Here is a 15621-nt window from a genome sequence, read left to right on the forward strand (position 1 = left end):
CCGGTGGAGGGTTGCTTGCCAAATTGAGGATTTCTTTTCGTGCGGCCAATCAGCGGATGGAATGGATCATCACTGTAAGTACTGGCGAAGCCGCTGATGGCTGACTTGCGCCGATGTCTTCGTATCCCCATGATCGGTATAGCGCGTGGACCTTTCCGTCGCCAGCGGTCGGGTTGACCATCAGCGTCACGTACGGCTCATCGCTGGCCGCGAGGAGGGCGTCGTGGATGCGGCGGGCCGTGCCGGTTTTTCGCCAGGCCGGACGAACACCGATCTCTTTCAGGGCCAGGGCCGGGCGCTCGGTGTACTTCTCGGCCGGCTCCGGGGTGATGCGCTGCCAGTAGCGGTCGCCTCGTTCGATGGTGTTGCCGTAGGCGTAGCCGACCGGTTCTTCGTCTGCGTAGGCGAGGACGGCGACGAAGCCCGGTTCGGTGCCGTGGCGGTCCAGGCGTTCGCCGAAGGTGGTGACCGCGTAGTTCGGCAGGTGGAGGAGTGGGGCGCGGACGTCGGCGTAGACGTCGAGGAGGTCGCCGCGGACGGGGTCGAGGGTGGTGAAGGTGCGCAGTTCGATGGTGGGGGCCGTGGTCATGCGGTGGTCCTCCAGGTGGCGGCGTGCTCGGTCCAGGTCTGCGCGGTGGTGCTGCCGGGGGCGGTGGCGCGCAGGGCGGCGCCGAACTCCTGGAGCATGCGTGCTACCCGGGCGTGGTGGGTGGCGACGTCGGTGGGGACTTTCATCGCGGTGGCCGTGGCGGCGTCCGCAGCCCCTTGGGCGAGCTGGGCGTGGGCGAGGCGGGTTGTCGCGATGGCGCGGGATCTGATCATGTGGGGGCGGAGTGCGGCCAGGCAGCGGTGGGCGTGGTATTCGGCGGTCGGGTAGTCGCCCAGGGCCAGGTTTGCGGACAGTGCCAGGGAGTCCAGCTCGGCCTGGTCGTAGAAGGCGAGCATCCAGACGGGGCGGTAGTCCGTGGGGTCGGAGCGCAGCATGGCTTCCTGCGCCTGGTCGAATGTTCGACGCATGCCGCTGCGGTCCTGGGCTGTGCCCAGGATGGCTCCCTGCCGGGCCAGGCCGAGGGATGCGAACAGGGGGTCGCGTCGGGTGAGGAAGAGGTTGCGGGCCACGTCGTTCGCGGCGAGTGCGTCTGCGGGGCGGCCGAGGTGTCGGTACATGGTTCCGGTGTGGCTCCAGATGCGGAACTTGATCGCCTGGTCTCCGGACATCTCGGCGAGGGTCTGGGCCTCCCGCATGTGGGTCTTGGCGTCGTCGTAGCGACGGCCGTCGATGGCGGCCCACATTGCCGAGGAGCGGAATGCTGCTGCGGAGGCGTACAGGTTGCTGCGTACGCGTTGGGTGGCGCTTCCCGCATTCTGGAGATTCAGCGCTTCGTCGGCGAGGGCGGCGGCTTGCTGTTCGATACCGAGCTGGCCGCCGTGACGGTGGTCGCTGGCGATGATCTCGGCGAAGCGCTTCTGGAGACGGTCGACGTCGCTCATGCCGATTCTGCGTGGCGACGCGGCGCCGGGTGAGGCCGCGGCGACGGCGGCCGTCGCGAGCCCGCCGACGAGTGTGCGGCGCTTCATGTCAGGGTCCTCCTGCTGCGGTGGAACCAGGGCCGACGGAGTCCTGCCCCGTGGAACGAACCCTAAAGCGGTGGCGGGCAGACCGGCGATGTCCTCAAGCGCTTTGCGGGTGGCCGACTTCGGCCACTTCACACGGCCGGCCTTCCAGCCCCGGACGGATGATCCGTCGAGCCCTCCGGACCTTCCGGTCAACTGCTCTAAGGACCTGTTCACAGCGTCGGCGAGGCTGTTGGAGCTGTAGCCGTGCTCGGCCATCCACGCCTCAAGAACGGTGTTGCGCGTGGCATCCATCCCGGCACGGTAGCGCTCGCGTCGCCCGATCGTCAGGTAAACGCTGGGTCAAATCGCCCTAGGTCGGCCCGTTGAGCGCATGTCTGATGGTCCTAATCAGCCGAACGGAAGAAGGGGTTGTCTTGGTGTCAGCCGCCCACCATCCCGGGCGGCTGTTGACGGCCCGGTCCGCACGCTCACATATCGCAAGGGGCGGACCGGGCGCCGAGACAACCCGAAGGCTCCATCCCCATGACGAGTCTCAACACACCTGTTCATGCCGCCCGTGTCGGGTGCCCCGCTTACAGCCAGACCATCCCGTGCCAGCCGTCCACCGCTGAGACCTGCCGCAAGCTCGTCCAGCGTGTACTCGGTGCGTGGTGCCTGGATGAACTCGCCGACTGTGCCGTGCTGATCGTCACGGAGCTGATTGCGAACGCGTCGAAGCACACCTCGTGCCACGACATCCGTCTGACCGTGGGACGCCCGAGCGCGTCGCGAGTCCGGGTCGGCGTCGTGGACTGGGAACCGGAGCGTCTGCCCGCCGCCGGCCACGCAGACCACTGTGATGAGTCGGGCCGCGGCCTGCTCCTCATCGACGCGGTGTCGGACTGCTGGGGCTATGACCTGTACGGCTCGGACAGGTGCCCATGGGGCAAGGAGGTCTGGGCCGAGCTTCAGCTCACCAGCGACAGATGAACGACCCGTCGGCTGCATCAATCAGTGAACCCACGAAACAAGGAGGTAGTCACCATGACGCGCAACATCGTGGTCCCCAGTCTCACCCAGGTCCGCCCCCAGGCACGGGAGGCGTCGGACGGCTTCGACCTGGACGTCTCCCTCGTCGAGATCGCCGACCCGGCTGGGCTGGTCAACCTGACCGACGACAACTGCGGCACCACCTGTGGTGCTTGCACGACCAACGTCGCCTGACCTGTCTGTGACCAGTTCGGCTGGTGCCGCCGCCTTGATGCGGCGGCACCAGCCGCCCGTTCCCGCACCCTGCGGAGGTAGTCGGTGGTTACCGTGACCGCGGCGTTTCGCGCCGGAAGGACCGCCCTCGTACGCGCCGTCGCCCAGCCGTCGCTGGCGGTCCCTCCGTGGCCCGACCTGGACGACGGGCTGCCCGATGCCACAGCAAATCATGCGGCTTGGCTGCGTGCAGTCTTGGCGGACGAGGACTTCGCCGAGACCTTGCAGCACTCCAGCCCTGCCCTGGCCGTGCAAGTGCAGGGCCTGTGCACAGCTCAACGGCCCGATCCACGGGCTCTCCGGCGCGCGGTGTTTTCCGTGATCCGATATTTGTTGCGGGCCCAGCACCGAGCGACTCCTTTTGGGCTGCTCGCCGGTGTAACCACCGCGACGTTCAGGTCACGGGCAAGTGCGGGCTGGGGCGAGGAGCACGTGCTCGTCGGCAGGGCCGGGGCCGAGTGGCTGGCCACGGTCGTACAGCGGCTGGAGTCGTGCGCGGAGCTGCTCGAACGACTGGCCGTTGTCGCCAACAGCACCGCATTGATCCGTGGGGACCGGCTCATCGTGCCGTTTCAGTCTGATGACCGAGGCGACGAGACCCGCGCTGTCGAGGCATCGCTGGCCCTTACCGCACCAGTGCAGGCGGCCCTCACTGCGGCCGAGGCACCGATCAGGATGGGCATGCTTCTGAGCAAGCTCCAAGCGGAGTTTCCCGAGGCCGGGCCGGAGAAGACTCGCCGGCTGTTGGCGGAGCTGATCCAACGGCGGGTACTGATCACCAGCCTGCACGCCCCGAGTACGGAGACCGACGCTCTCGGGTACCTCCTCGACCAGCTCGACGCCGTTGAAGCCGAGAGCATTGCACGGATCTCGAAGACGGTGGCCGAGCTGCGCACGATCCGGTCAGCCTTGAGCGAGTGCTCCACGCATGGCAGTCGGGACAGAGCCGCCGCGCGGATGCGGGAACTCGTGCCGGACGGGAAGCGCCACCCCATCGCGTTCGACCTACGGCTGAACGCCAAGCTCGTCCTGCCGGAGGCGGTGGCCCGCGAAGTCGAACGTGCCACGCTCGTCCTGACCCAGTTGAGCGTCCGCCCGTACGGAACCGCTGCTTGGGGTGAGTACCACCAGCGCTTCTACGAGCGGTATGGCATCGGCACGATGGTGCCTCTCAAGGAGGTCGTGGCGGACAGCGGCATCGGCTATCCCGACGGCTACCCGGGCACTCCGGCCGGTGCGCGCCGGCCTCGGGGCTCCGCTCGGGACGACGCACTCGTACGCCTGGCGCAGCAGGCCGCGCTCGAAGGCCAGGAGGAGGTCGTCCTCACCGACGAACTGATCGGCGCTCTCGACGTGGGCCCCGACGAACCGCGCGTCCCACCACACCTGGAAGTGGGCGTACGGGTGCACTCGGCCGGCTTGGAGGAGTTGCGGCGCGGGCGGTTCCGGCTGGAGATCGTGAGCGTGTCACGCGGGGCCGGTGTCTCCACGGGCCGCTTCCTCGGTGTGCTGGAGCCCGGTGATCGCGAGGCGTTGAGCGCCGAGCTGGCCGGTCTCCCGACCGCGGACAGCGACACCGTGCCCGCGCAGCTCTCCTTCCCGCCGCTCCTCCCCGAAAGCGCCCACGTCACTCGTACGCCTCAGGTCCTGCCCACCGTGATCAGCCTCCAGGAGCATCGCGCCCCGGGCCTGGGCGTTCTCACCCTCGACGAGCTCGCGGTCGCGTGCGACGGACGCCGGATGTACCTAGCCGCTCCCGGGCGGGGCCACCGTGTCGAAGCCGTGGGGATGAACGCGCTGAACCTGCGTACGCACACCCCACCGCCAGTGCGGCTGCTCACCGAACTGTCCCGGGCCCAGTGCGCACAGGTCACCGTGTTCGACTGGGGCATAGCCGCGGCGATGCCGTTCCTTCCGCGTCTCCGCTACGGACGTACCGTGCTGGCTCCGGCGCGCTGGCGACTCGAATCCTCGGAGCTGGCCAGCGGTGCCGAGTGGGATGCGGCCCTATCCGACTGGCGGGTCCGACGGCGGCTGCCGCGGCAGGTCTATCTCGTGGAGGGGGACCAGTACCTCTTCCTCGACCTCGACGAGCCCGGTCACCGAACGCTGCTCCGCGAGCACCTCGACCGGACGCACATCGCCGTGCTGGTCGAAGCCCCGGAGGGGTACGGCTGGTGCGGTGGACGTGCCCACGAGGTGGTCCTGCCGCTCAAGGCGGTACGGCCGACGGCGTGGCCGTCCTTACCCGCCCCCACCCCGGCTCGTTCCCTCTCACCAGCGCAGATGCAGCCGCCGGCAGCCTCCTCCGTACTCCTGGCCGCCCTGTACGGGGATGCCCGCCGCCAGGACGTCGTGCTCGCCCAGCACCTGCCCGGCCTGCTGGAGCGGCTCGGCAACCCACCCTGGTGGTTCATCCGCTTCCGCGACCCGGCCCAGCACCTCCGCCTCCGTATCGCCCTTCCCCATCCGGGGGCCTTCGGCGAGACCGCCCGTACGGTGAGTGAGTGGGCCGACGAACTGCGCCAGGCTGGCCTGCTGGCCGATCTGCGCTATCCCACCTCGTACCGCGAGATGGGCCGCTGGGGTTCCGGAGCGGCGTGGGACGCTGCCGAGGATGTCTTCCGGACCGACTCGCGCGCCGTGGTGGCGCAGCTCGCGCAGCGGCAGCGTCTCCGCCAACGTGCCCTGGTGGCGGCGCACTCCGTCGCCATCGTCTCCGCCTTCCTCGGCAGCACGAAAGCCGGGATGCGGTGGCTGGTCGATCACATTCAACCGACGGCTCCCGCACCCGTACCGCGCCCGCAGTTCGCGGAGGCCGTACGACTGGCCGACCCCCGCGACAACTGGGCGGCGCTTCGCAAAGTCCCGGGCGGGGACGCCATCGTGTCCGGGTGGGCGGAACGGGACGCGGCCCTTGCCGCCTACCGGCCCCATCTGCCGGGCCCGGACACTCAGGGCATCGCCGTCGATGACGTTCTGACGTCCCTCCTGCACGTCCACTTCGTACGGCATGTCGCGGTGAACTTCCCCGAGGAAGAGGTGTGCCTCTACCTGGCGCGCGCTGCCGCTCTCGCCTGGACCGCCCGTACAAAGGGGAGGCCGTCATGATCACCCACCCTGCCCTTGGCCTGGTCGACGCCATCGCGTCCCAGCTCGCCGATCCCGATGTGCCCCGGTCCTGGGCCATGCCTGCGTACGGGCAACACCTGGCCTACGGCCCTCCCGGCATCGCACTCCTGCACATCGAACGGGCCGCGCGGGGCCTCGGACCATGGCAACGCGCTCACGACTGGCTCGCCGCCGCCTCCCGGCAACCCCTCACCAGCGGTCCCGACAGCCACCCCTTCTACGGGTTGCCCGCCCTCGCCCATGCCCTCGCCTGCGCGGCGGACCAACTCCCCGGGTCCTACCAACGCGCCCTGGACTCAATGGACCAGCAGATTTTGATCGACGTCAGCCGTCGCCTGGACGCCGCCCACCGCCGTATCGACGCCGGGCGCCTGCCGCAGCTCGCCGAGTTCGATGCCATCCGAGGGCTCACCGGATACGGGGCCTGCTTTCTGCGCCGCAGTCCCGACGGCACCACGACGCGTGCCGTGCTCGACTACTGCGTACGCCTCACCGAACCGCTGACCGACCAGAGCGAGACCCTGCCCGGCTGGTGGACGGAGACCGGCCCCTCAGGCAAGCCGGACGACCGCTTCCCCGGCGGTCACGCCAACCGCGGCATGGCGCACGGCATAGGCGGCGTACTCGCACTTCTGGCCCTGGCGGCCCGGCGCGGCACCGTCGTGAGCGGGCACCACACGGCGATGCGCACCATCCTGGCGTGGCTGGACCGTTGGGAGGCCGACGACGGCCCAGCATGGCCGTACTGGATCACTCGGGACGAACTACGGACCGGCCGCCTCACCCCGTCCACGCGCCGGCGACCGTCGTGGTGCTACGGGGCCGCTGGCCTCGCCCGTGCTCAGCAGCTCGCGGCGTTCGCCCTTGGCGACACCCACCGCCGGATCGAGGCCGAGAACGCCCTCGTGGCCGCTCTCACTGACTCCGATCAGCTCAAGGTCATCACGGACGACGGCCTCTGCCACGGCTTCGCAGGGCTTGCCCACCTGGCGGCCCGTGTCGCCGACGACGCCCATGCCACGACCGCAGACCGGATACGCGCCGCGATCCCGGCGCTCCTGGACAAAATCCACCCACCGGGCGCAGCGCTCGGGAGCGGAGATCCTGGCCTGCTCGACGGTGCCGCCGGTGTCGCCCTGGCGCTCATCGCGCCCAGCACCACCACCCCGCCCCGATCCGCCTGGGACTCCTGCCTTCTCATCGCCTGATCCGCCTGATCGAAGGACCCCGATGCCCTCCGACCGCTGGCAACAGCACAACATCACCTTCGTCGACCGTTCACGCGCCCAGCTCGTCATCGCCAAACGCCTCGCCCCAGCACTGATCACCGCCGAGGCGGCCGGGCAGCTCTCCGGCTGGTGGTTCATGAACAAGCAGCCCTGGCCCCTCCGATACCGCGCCGACGAAACGGCCTCAGTCATGGAGTCGCTGCTGGACGACCTGGTCGGTGAGGGTTCAGTAGCATCGTGGCGGACCGGTAAGTACGAGCCCGAGACCGACGCGTTCGGCGGCCGGGCAGCCATGGACGCAGCCCACGAACTGTTCCACAGCGACTCCCACCACCTGCTGACATACCAGCCGGGCCCGAAGCACCTGGGGCGGCGAGAGACCGTCGTCCTTCTGGTGAGCGCCATGCTGCGCGGTGCCGGGCTCGACTGGTTCGAGCAGGGGGATGTCTGGTCAAAGGTCGCCGCCCTTCGAGCGGCCACCGATCCGCTGACAGCCGAACGCGTCGCCGAGCTTGCTCCCGCCGTACGGAAGTTGATGACGGCCGACGCCCGTGGTCTCTGCCACCCAGGCGGCCCGTTCCACAAGCAGGGCGAATGGGTCACTGCCTTCGAGGGGACGGGGGCGGCGCTCGCCGATCTCGCGGACCACGGTGGTCTCACCCGTGGCCTGCGGGCGGTACTCGCCCACCACGTGATCTTCCACGCCAACCGCGCCGGTCTCCTCCGGGACGATCAGAGCGCTCTGTTCAACATCGCACGAGAGGTAGTCATGGGAACCAGTGACAACACCGCGTCGCCCAGCGGGGCAGCGGCGGACGTCGATAGCGTCGGCGCGGTGAACACCGACACGATCACCGCCGACTCGGCGGAGGCCGAGCGCCTCCGGAACGCCCTGGTCGACCGGATCCGGGCGAACGGACACGCCCGCACCGCAGCCGTCGAGAACGCCCTGCGGGCCGTCCCCCGTCATGCGTTTGTGCCCGACGCGTCGCTCGAAGACGCCTACGCCAACGCGCCGGTGCACATCAAGTACGACACCGACGGCACCTCCATCTCCTGCGCCTCCCAGCCGGGGGTCGTCGCCCTCATGCTGGACCAGCTCGACGTCCGTCCCGGCGACCGCGTCCTCGAACTCGGCGCCGGAAGCGGCTACAACGCCGCACTTCTCGCGCACTTGGTCGGCGAGGCCGGCCACGTCACCACCCTCGATGTCGACGACGACCTCGTGGAGGGAGCCCGCAAACATCTCGCCGCAGCCGGGATCACCAACGTCGAGGCCGTGACCAGGGACGGAGCCCTCGGATACGCGGAGGGCGCACCGTACGACCGGATCATCGCGACCGTCGGCGCGCACGGCGTGCCGCACGCCTGGCTGGAACAGCTCGCCCCCGGCGGACGGCTCCTCGTCCCCCAGCGCCTCAAGGGCAGCGTCGCCCGCTCCATCGCGTACGAACAGCGCGACGGCCGGTGGGTGTCGCTCGGAAGCGAGATGAACACCTTCATGCCGCTCCGGCGGGGCATCGCCGACGACGACCGCCGTATCATCCCGCTCGGCGCCGACGGCACTGTCCGGCTCCAGGCCCCCGCCAGCCAGGACATTGACGCCGATGCCCTCACTCGCGTTCTGGAGCAGCCGCGCACCGCGGAATGGACCGGGATGACGGTCCGTGCCATGGAGTCGCCGGAGTGGATGGAGCTGTTCCTCACCTGCTCCCTGCCCTCCGGCCTGATCCGGATGCTTTTCCCTCAGAGCGCCAAGGGCGGGCTGCTCACCGAGGACCCGTACCCCTCGTCCACCGCGGCCGTCGAGAAGGGCGCCGTCACCTATCTGGCCCGGCGGCTGCTGGAGAAGAGGACCCCGGAGGGCGGCAAGCTCTGGGAGTTCGGCGTCATCGGCCACGGCCCTGGCAGCGACGAACTGGCCGCGACGGTCGCCGACGCCATCCGCACCTGGGACCGGGAGTACCGCGGCCGGGAAGCCACCTTCGAAATCCAGCCTCTCGACGCCCCGCCCATCGAACAGTGCCCCGGTCTCTTCGCCCTCGACACCCCGCTGAACCGGATCGTCGTCGACTGGCGGTGACAACCGACAGATGGAGGACGGTGCCCGTCGGCCTACGGCGGGCGGGCACCGTCGCCGAACCACGCCCCGGGGGACCCATGGACCCGCACGGACCCACAGCCCAGCGCTTCCCGCTCGTCGCCCGATTCCGCCCCGCCTGCTTGCCCCTGCCCCAACGCATCCGCGCGCTCGCCGATCTGGCCGACACCGCGGTACGGAAGGCCGACCAGGGCCTGGCATCGGCCGTCTACAACCAGGCCGCGCTCATCGCCTCCGACCTCGGCCTTCCCGACCTGGCGCGCGAGCTGTGCCACCAGCACGCTGCCGCGTACCTCCATGCCTGTCCGCTGCCAGGGATGAGCACGATCCGAGGACTCGAACCCGTCGTCAACCTCGCCCGCCTCCAGATCCGCGCCGGCCGCGCCGACGAAGGACGGCAACGACTGCTCGACCTGTACGGAGCCGTCGAGGCAGGCGCGCACGCCCGCTTCGACTGCGTCGGGATACCGGCGGACCTCACGGCGACCGAAGCCGACCGCCAAGAGGTCCGCGCGTGGCTCTGGCGGGTACTCCTTGCCGACGGCACCCGTACCCTGACCATCGCCGGCCGCTGGGCCGAGGCCCTGACGCACATCGAGTCGCACCGAGGCGTCGGCAAGCGGATGCTCGACGGCCGCCAGGTCGCCGTACTGGCCGCCCTCGTCTCCGGCGACACGGCATCGGCAGCAGCGCTCTTCCACGACACGACGCCCGGCGATCCGTGGGAACAACTCGTCACGGCGTGTCTGACCGCCCTGTGCCGCCGCGACGCCCAGCAGGCATGCGACGAACACCTGGCAGAACTGATCACGGCCTACCTTCAGCGGTCGCCGGAACCTGGGATGACCGTCTTCGACATCCGGCTGGGTCTCACCATTCTCGACGCGGTCGGTCCCGCCGAAACACCCGCCGCGCAGCGCATGGTGCAAGCCCTCCACCGCAGGACGACCGAAGCCGAGGACGGCTACGCGGCCCGCGAGGTCCTGGCCCACCCTCTCTTCCTCGCCCTGGCCACAGATCGGGAAGCCCAGAACTGCCGCGCCCTGGTCAGGGCCTGCGCTCTGGGAGCCGGAGCCATCCCGGATCATCTGCACGGCGAACTGACAGCGGCCCTACGCGCCAGCGACAAGGTGATCCGGGATAGCCTCGTGCCCTGATGATCAGCGTCGGCGCCCCGGCGCCGACGGCTGTGGCGGGATGAACTCTGCTGGACGAGACGGAGCGCTACTCGGTTTGGCGGTACTGCGTACCCGAGCCACACGGTCTCGGCTACTGGGCGCCTGACCTGTACTGAGTCGCTGTACGCGCCATGTCAGCACTCGGGCGGGGTGGCGGGCGTCATCCAGGGCACGCTGATCGGTGGCCTGCCGGAGCAACCGATCCGGATCATGGCCAGCGGCCTCGGCTTCGGACAGAACGGCGACGAGGGCGTCGAAGGCAGGGTCTGCGAGGACCCGCTGCGCCTGGCTGGGGACAGCACGACGTACGCGGTGGATGTACTGCTCCACGACCGGTTGGGGTGGCCGACCCTGGGCGAGGGCGGTCAATGGAGCGACAGCGGCCTGGTCGTAGGCGAACTGGAGATGCAGCAGAGCCTGGTGAGCGGCTTCGACCTGTTGGTCGTGATGGCGGAGCTGATGCCAGCGAGCTGCGGCGATGACGACGAGGACTGCGGCGTCGAGAAGCATCGCCAGGAAGGCTCCATCCTTTCGCGGGGGCTGCCGGAGCATTGCTCGTGCGGCGCTGCGCAGCGCACGGGCCTGGTTCTGCTCGGCCCGGATGCGGGAGCGGGTGGCGCGTTCGAACGTGGTGGCCGCTTCTCGGAGCTGGGTCCGAAGCTGCCAGGGCGCAAGGAGGGGAAGGGCGTCGAGGACTTCACCGAAGGCGTGGAGGTGGGCCTGGGAGGCCTCGTCGTCGGCTTGGTCCAGGTGGTGGGGAATGAGTTCGATCATGGTGATCGTCTGGCGCCATGGGTCGGGCCTGTCCCGATTCGGTTGCTGGTCGGCCTCCGACTCGATGGTGTCCAGACGTTCCCGGATCTTGGGGAAGGACAGGTCCGGGGCGAGTTGGGAGCCGGAGAACCAGATGGGATCGCCTTGGGCATTGGTGTCACCTTTGAGCGCGATCTTGTATCCACGTGCGTCCCCGGATGGGAAGTAGACGACCTGGGTGAGTACACCGTCGATCTGGCTGAGCAGGTGGGCGAATTCCTTGATGGTGGAAGCGGCGGCAACGGCGGCGCGGACGGTGGTGCGCAACTGCTCTCGCGCGGTCGTTCCCCGGCCGCGACGGGCGGCTTTCTCCTGTTCAGCGCGGGTGGGGCGCTTGGCGGCGGTGCGGTCTCCACGCGCGACTTGGCGGAGGCCGTACTCCTTTTCCACAGCGACGAGCTCGCGGTCGGCGTTGCGGTAGTCGTGCCAGTTACGGGCGCCGCTCAGGTCACCGCGAACTTTGGTGGCGGCGATGTGGATGTGGTCCGGGGCGTGGCGGACGGCTACCCAGTGGCATCCGTCCGGTTCGCCTTCGGGGGCGATGCCGGTGGCGTGGACGATACGGCGGGCTACCTCGGCCCACTCGTCGTCCGTGAGCTCTCGGTCCTCGGGCGCGGCCCGGACCGAGCAGTGCCACACATGCTGTTCGGGTGCCCGGCCGAGCCGCCTGGCCTGTTTGACCCGCAGGTCGAGGTCGGCGACGAGGAGCTTCTTGGTGGCGTCGAAGTCCTCGGCCCGGCCGGGGTCCGGGGCGAAGCCGTCCCAGGATGCGACCAGGTGCGGGTCGGTGTGGTCCTTGGCCTTCTTCGTGTCGAACAGGTACCAGATGAGGCCGGCGGTGCTCTTGCCGCTGGTGATGCTCGCGATCACTAGCCCTCCTTCCTTGTAAGGGCTTGGTTCGCGGCTGTTGCGATCCGGCGGACGGTGGTTCCGGTGTCCGCCAGGGTGCGTTCGGCTTGGGCCAGGAGCTCGGTGTCCCCAGGCTGGGGATGGCCACCGGCATTGAGCTTGCGGGCGATCTGGTTGATGTTGTTGCCGATCCTGGCGACCTCCCCGCGGAGGGCGGTCAGCTCATCGATGTAGTCGTCGAGCGGGGTGCGCTGGCCTGGCAGGGCGAGATCTCCGTGGATGTGGGCCATGACGACCGCACCGACGTAGTGGGCTCCGGCGATGTTCAGTGACCTGGCTCGGGCGAGGATCGCCGTCTTCTCGTCGACGCTGTAGCGGGCGTCGACACGCTGCTTGCGCTGGCCGCTCGGATCACGCTGGCGACGACGAGCGACGCGATGCAACGCGGCGGCTTCGGCTGCTCGCGGCAACGGGCTGGCGGCCGGGAACGCTGACGGTTCTCCCTCGGGCGCCCCCTGGTGCCCGAACTCCTCCGCCACCCCTGGGGCGGAGGCATCCGCATGGGACCGGCCCTTGGACGGTCCAGCGGCATACCTTGCTGCGCTGGTGACCGCAGTGGTCGTCTCCTTGGGGTCGAGGGATTGAGGGCTGTTCGGGTGGGGCATACGGCGGTTCTCCTCGGGGTGTGCTCGTGAAGTGGGTGCAGAGTCGTCGGATGGGTCCGGGAAAGCCATGGCGACGAGTGCTGAGGCCACAGGCATCAGGCGGCGTGGGCTCGGTGGCAGGCCAACTTCTCGTCGTCATCTGGGACCGCAGCTCAGAGGCGTCTCGGTTTCGTCCGCGACGGGTGGTCCGTGACCGGGGTGGTCGGAAGGTTCCGACCACCCCGCGCTTGTTCCGGTGGGGTGCGGTCAGCCGTTGGCGAAGGTGGTCTCGCTCTCGACTCGGAGGGTGTTCATGACCTCGGTGAGCCGCTCTCCGCTGACCTTGAGGCCCTTGTCCCTGATCGCTTGGAGGACGGTGGAGCGGGAGATACGGCCGTGCTCGGTGACGGCGATTCGGCCGATCTCGACGAGTTCGTCGAGGGTTGCGTCCGCCGGCCGGCCGCCCCGGCGGGTGGCTGCTGGTTCGCTGGTGGGCTGTTCCGGAGCGGGGAGGGATACCGGCGGGGGTGTCGTGTCGGTGGTGGTTTCGCGGGTGATGAGGATGTGGAGGTGGACGGCTCCGGCGAGGGCGAGTGGGGCGAGGGTGGACAGGATGCCGACGGTGAGGTCGCTCAGGTGGAGCGTGCCGGGCGGGTTCTGTTGGTTGATGCGTACGGCGTGGAGGGCGTTGGCCCAGATGCTGGCGCAGGTGGCGGTGCCGAAGAGGGCCCAGACGTAGAGGCGGGCTCGGAACGGGGCGGTGCGCAGGACGAGGAGGGCGCGTACGCCGTAGGCGATGAATCCGTCGATGACGAGTGGGAACAGGTAGGTGAGGAGTCCGCGGACGTGGATGGCGACGGCCATCTGCTGGAGGGCGTCGTACGAGAGGGCGCAGGCGGCGGCGCCGAGGGAGAGGATCGCGGCACGGTCCCAACTGGTCACTCGGTGACCGGTGTCGGAGTGTGCGGGCGGTATGGCGGATGGGGCCATGGGGGTATGTGCTCCTGGGGTGGTGCGTGGGGCTGTCGGCGTGGTCCGTATTTGCCGTCTTGGCCGTTGCAGGCGCAGGTCAGGGCCGGTACGTCAGCCGGGCGGTGAGAGTCCCGGTGGTGTCATGCCCTGTGGGACGGGTCGTGGACGGGTGCGGTCTGCCTCCCGTCCCAGAGCACGGGACTGTGACCTGCGGCAATACGGCGGGTACGGCTGGGACGGCACGAGACGGATCGGGACGCGGTTGGGCAGCCCCGAGGTGGGTGGTGATCGTGTTTCCGTCTTGGACCCGGTTGCCGTCTCGTTCGGATGCCTGTTGACCTGCGAGATCACGGCAGGGACGGCACGGACGGCAACCGGGGCGAAGCTGGGTCAGCCCTCGGCGGTGGCGGGGTCGGCGTCGAGCGGGTGGACGGTGGGGCAGTAGCGGCGCCAGGCGTCGGCGAACTTGTTGCGGGTGTAGCCCTTGCGCTGGATTTCGCCGACGCGGACGTTGCCGGAGGCGATGGTGTAGTCGCGGAGCAGCGCGCCGAGTCCGCGTGGTGTGAGCCCGTTGCGGCCCCATTCGGCCCAGGGGGCTTCGGTGTCGCTGTTGAGGGTGAACAGGAGGTCGTCGGTGCTGAGGCTCTCCGGGTCGCCCTTGGCGTGGAAGATCCGGCGGATGTCGGCGAGGATCTTGGCCCCGCTGGGGTTCTCGTCCTCCGCCCGCTCCTCGGCGGCGACCATCCGTGCACACGCTGCCCGTGCCAGGCGGGGCCAGGGCCCGCCGGAGAGGTCGGCGATGATCACCAGGGGTTCCCAGGTGTCGGCGGCGCGGTCCTCGACCGGGAGTTCCGGTTCCAGGTCGGCTGCTTCGTCCAGCAGCGGGCGGGCCCAGGCGGCGATCCGGTCGCGCAGTTCGTGCAGGGCCGGGATGTCGCGGCGGGAGCGGAACGGCTTGACCGCCTCGCCTTCGGCCCGGCGGCGCATGCGGATCACCACGGCGCGGTCCATGATCGTGTCGGGGAGGTCTCCGATGCCCGCGATGGCGGCCATGGCGAAGGTGGCGAACTTGTGCGGGGTGTGGTCGTTGCCGACGACCCGGGTGACGTAACGGTTCCGCTGGTGCCCGGCGTTCAGCAGGCCGCGCATCTCCTCGTTCTTCTCGGCCTGCTTCGGCGTGCCGAAGATGGTGTCCGCCTCGTCGACCAGGAGGGTGGGCGGCTCCTCGGTGATCGAGCGGAAGACCGCTGCTGGGGTGGTGTTGATGGTGAGCATCGGCTCGTGGACCGTCTCGGTGAGCACGTCCAGGAGCCGGGACTTGCCGCACCGTTTCGCCGGGCCGACGACCGCGAGGCGCGGCGCGTGCTGCCATGCGGGCTGGAGGTGCGTCGCCGCCACCCAGAGCGTCACCGCGTCCAGGGCCTCGGACGAGGGCAGGATCACGAACCTGGCTATCTGGGCACGCAGTTCGTCCAGCAGGGCGGACCCTGCGGCCGGTCCCGGATCGGGTGCCGTCTCGTGGGGCAGTACGTCTGCTGGAGCGGCCTCCGTCGCGTCCGGGCTGACCAGCAGGGACGCTTGGGCGGCGGGGTGGCCGGGGATCGCGATCGGGGGCCAGGTCGGCTTGGCGGGGGTGGAATAGGGCTCGGTGGGGGTGTGTTCCACTGGGCGGCTCCTCTTCTGGCGGTGGCGGGCTTGCACGCCCTTGCGCCGGGTTGGTTCGTGACAGGCCGATAGGGGTTGCCGGGGCCTTCGGCGTTGCACCGCCGGAGGCCCACCCCGTCCCTTCGGGGCCGGCAAGCCGTGTTCCGAAGCGGAGCGGACCGGGCGTTCCGAGACGGAACACGGGCGGTGTTCCGAGACGGAACAGGCCGGGCGTTCCC

The 15621-nt window shown here is 69.6% G+C and carries 12 protein-coding genes; 6 read left to right on the forward strand and 6 right to left on the reverse strand.

Going from position 1 to position 15621, the window contains the following annotated elements; translation table 11 throughout:
- Positions 1–49: 49 nt before the first annotated feature.
- A complete protein-coding gene (locus tag AAFN69_RS00415) occupies positions 50–589 on the reverse strand; it encodes a GNAT family N-acetyltransferase (RefSeq protein WP_347726178.1) in 540 nt (179 codons plus the stop codon).
- Positions 586–1869: an XRE family transcriptional regulator gene (locus AAFN69_RS00420; protein WP_347726179.1), complete on the reverse strand. Its 1284-nt coding sequence runs from the start codon at positions 1867–1869 to the stop codon at positions 586–588. The genes AAFN69_RS00415 and AAFN69_RS00420 overlap by 4 nt, the downstream gene beginning before the upstream one ends.
- Positions 1870–2100: 231 nt before the next feature.
- Here AAFN69_RS00420 and AAFN69_RS00425 point away from each other — a divergent pair, with 231 nt between their 5' ends.
- From AAFN69_RS00425 to AAFN69_RS00450, 6 genes are all read left to right on the forward strand, one after another.
- On the forward strand, positions 2101–2547 hold the full coding sequence (locus AAFN69_RS00425) for an ATP-binding protein (protein ID WP_347726180.1): 447 nt from the start codon (positions 2101–2103) through the stop codon (positions 2545–2547).
- 54 nt (positions 2548–2601) lie between these two features.
- On the forward strand, positions 2602–2781 hold the full coding sequence (locus AAFN69_RS00430; RefSeq protein ID WP_347726181.1) for an FxLD family lanthipeptide: 180 nt from the start codon (positions 2602–2604) through the stop codon (positions 2779–2781).
- Positions 2782–2958: 177 nt separating this feature from the next.
- On the forward strand, positions 2959–5931 hold the full coding sequence (locus AAFN69_RS00435) for a lantibiotic dehydratase (RefSeq protein WP_347726748.1): 2973 nt from the start codon (positions 2959–2961) through the stop codon (positions 5929–5931).
- Complete coding sequence (locus tag AAFN69_RS00440) at positions 5928–7160, forward strand: lanthionine synthetase C family protein (protein WP_347726182.1); 1233 nt, start codon at positions 5928–5930, stop codon at positions 7158–7160. Before AAFN69_RS00435 ends, AAFN69_RS00440 begins: the two co-directional genes overlap by 4 nt.
- Before the next feature lie 22 nt (positions 7161–7182).
- Complete coding sequence (fxlM, locus tag AAFN69_RS00445; protein ID WP_347726183.1) at positions 7183–9264, forward strand: methyltransferase, FxLD system; 2082 nt, start codon at positions 7183–7185, stop codon at positions 9262–9264.
- A 77-nt stretch (positions 9265–9341) separates the two neighbouring features.
- Entirely contained in the window at positions 9342–10439 is a 1098-nt protein-coding gene (locus AAFN69_RS00450) for a hypothetical protein (protein ID WP_347726184.1), read from the forward strand.
- A gap of 3 nt (positions 10440–10442) precedes the next feature.
- Here AAFN69_RS00450 and AAFN69_RS00455 read toward each other — a convergent pair whose 3' ends face one another.
- The 4 genes from AAFN69_RS00455 to AAFN69_RS00470 form a co-directional block, all read right to left on the reverse strand.
- A complete protein-coding gene (locus AAFN69_RS00455) occupies positions 10443–12143 on the reverse strand; it encodes a mobilization protein (RefSeq protein WP_347726185.1) in 1701 nt (566 codons plus the stop codon).
- Entirely contained in the window at positions 12143–12661 is a 519-nt protein-coding gene (locus AAFN69_RS00460) for a MobC family plasmid mobilization relaxosome protein (RefSeq protein ID WP_347726749.1), read from the reverse strand. The genes AAFN69_RS00455 and AAFN69_RS00460 overlap by 1 nt, the downstream gene beginning before the upstream one ends.
- A gap of 372 nt (positions 12662–13033) precedes the next feature.
- Positions 13034–13756 carry a DUF2637 domain-containing protein gene (locus AAFN69_RS00465; protein WP_347726186.1) on the reverse strand — a complete coding sequence of 241 codons (723 nt, stop codon included), beginning with the start codon at positions 13754–13756 and terminating at the stop codon, positions 13034–13036.
- A gap of 372 nt (positions 13757–14128) precedes the next feature.
- A complete protein-coding gene (locus AAFN69_RS00470; protein ID WP_347726187.1) occupies positions 14129–15403 on the reverse strand; it encodes a DUF3631 domain-containing protein in 1275 nt (424 codons plus the stop codon).
- Positions 15404–15621: the final 218 nt, after the last annotated feature.

The sequence above is a fragment of the Streptomyces sp. CAU 1734 genome (genome assembly GCF_039888735.1).
GTDB lineage: Bacteria > Actinomycetota > Actinomycetes > Streptomycetales > Streptomycetaceae > Streptomyces.

Excerpts from the sequence above, each read along its gene's own strand:
- AAFN69_RS00415 (WP_347726178.1), bottom strand. The coding sequence starts at position 589 with ATGACCACGGCCCCCACCATCGAACTGCGCACCTTCACCACCCTCGAC.
- AAFN69_RS00420 (WP_347726179.1), bottom strand. The coding sequence starts at position 1,869 with ATGGATGCCACGCGCAACACCGTTCTTGAGGCGTGGATGGCCGAGCAC.
- AAFN69_RS00425 (WP_347726180.1), top strand. The coding sequence starts at position 2,101 with ATGACGAGTCTCAACACACCTGTTCATGCCGCCCGTGTCGGGTGCCCC.
- AAFN69_RS00430 (WP_347726181.1), top strand. The coding sequence starts at position 2,602 with ATGACGCGCAACATCGTGGTCCCCAGTCTCACCCAGGTCCGCCCCCAG.
- AAFN69_RS00440 (WP_347726182.1), top strand. The coding sequence starts at position 5,928 with ATGATCACCCACCCTGCCCTTGGCCTGGTCGACGCCATCGCGTCCCAG.
- fxlM (WP_347726183.1), top strand. The coding sequence starts at position 7,183 with ATGCCCTCCGACCGCTGGCAACAGCACAACATCACCTTCGTCGACCGT.
- AAFN69_RS00450 (WP_347726184.1), top strand. The coding sequence starts at position 9,342 with ATGGACCCGCACGGACCCACAGCCCAGCGCTTCCCGCTCGTCGCCCGA.
- AAFN69_RS00465 (WP_347726186.1), bottom strand. The coding sequence starts at position 13,756 with ATGGCCCCATCCGCCATACCGCCCGCACACTCCGACACCGGTCACCGA.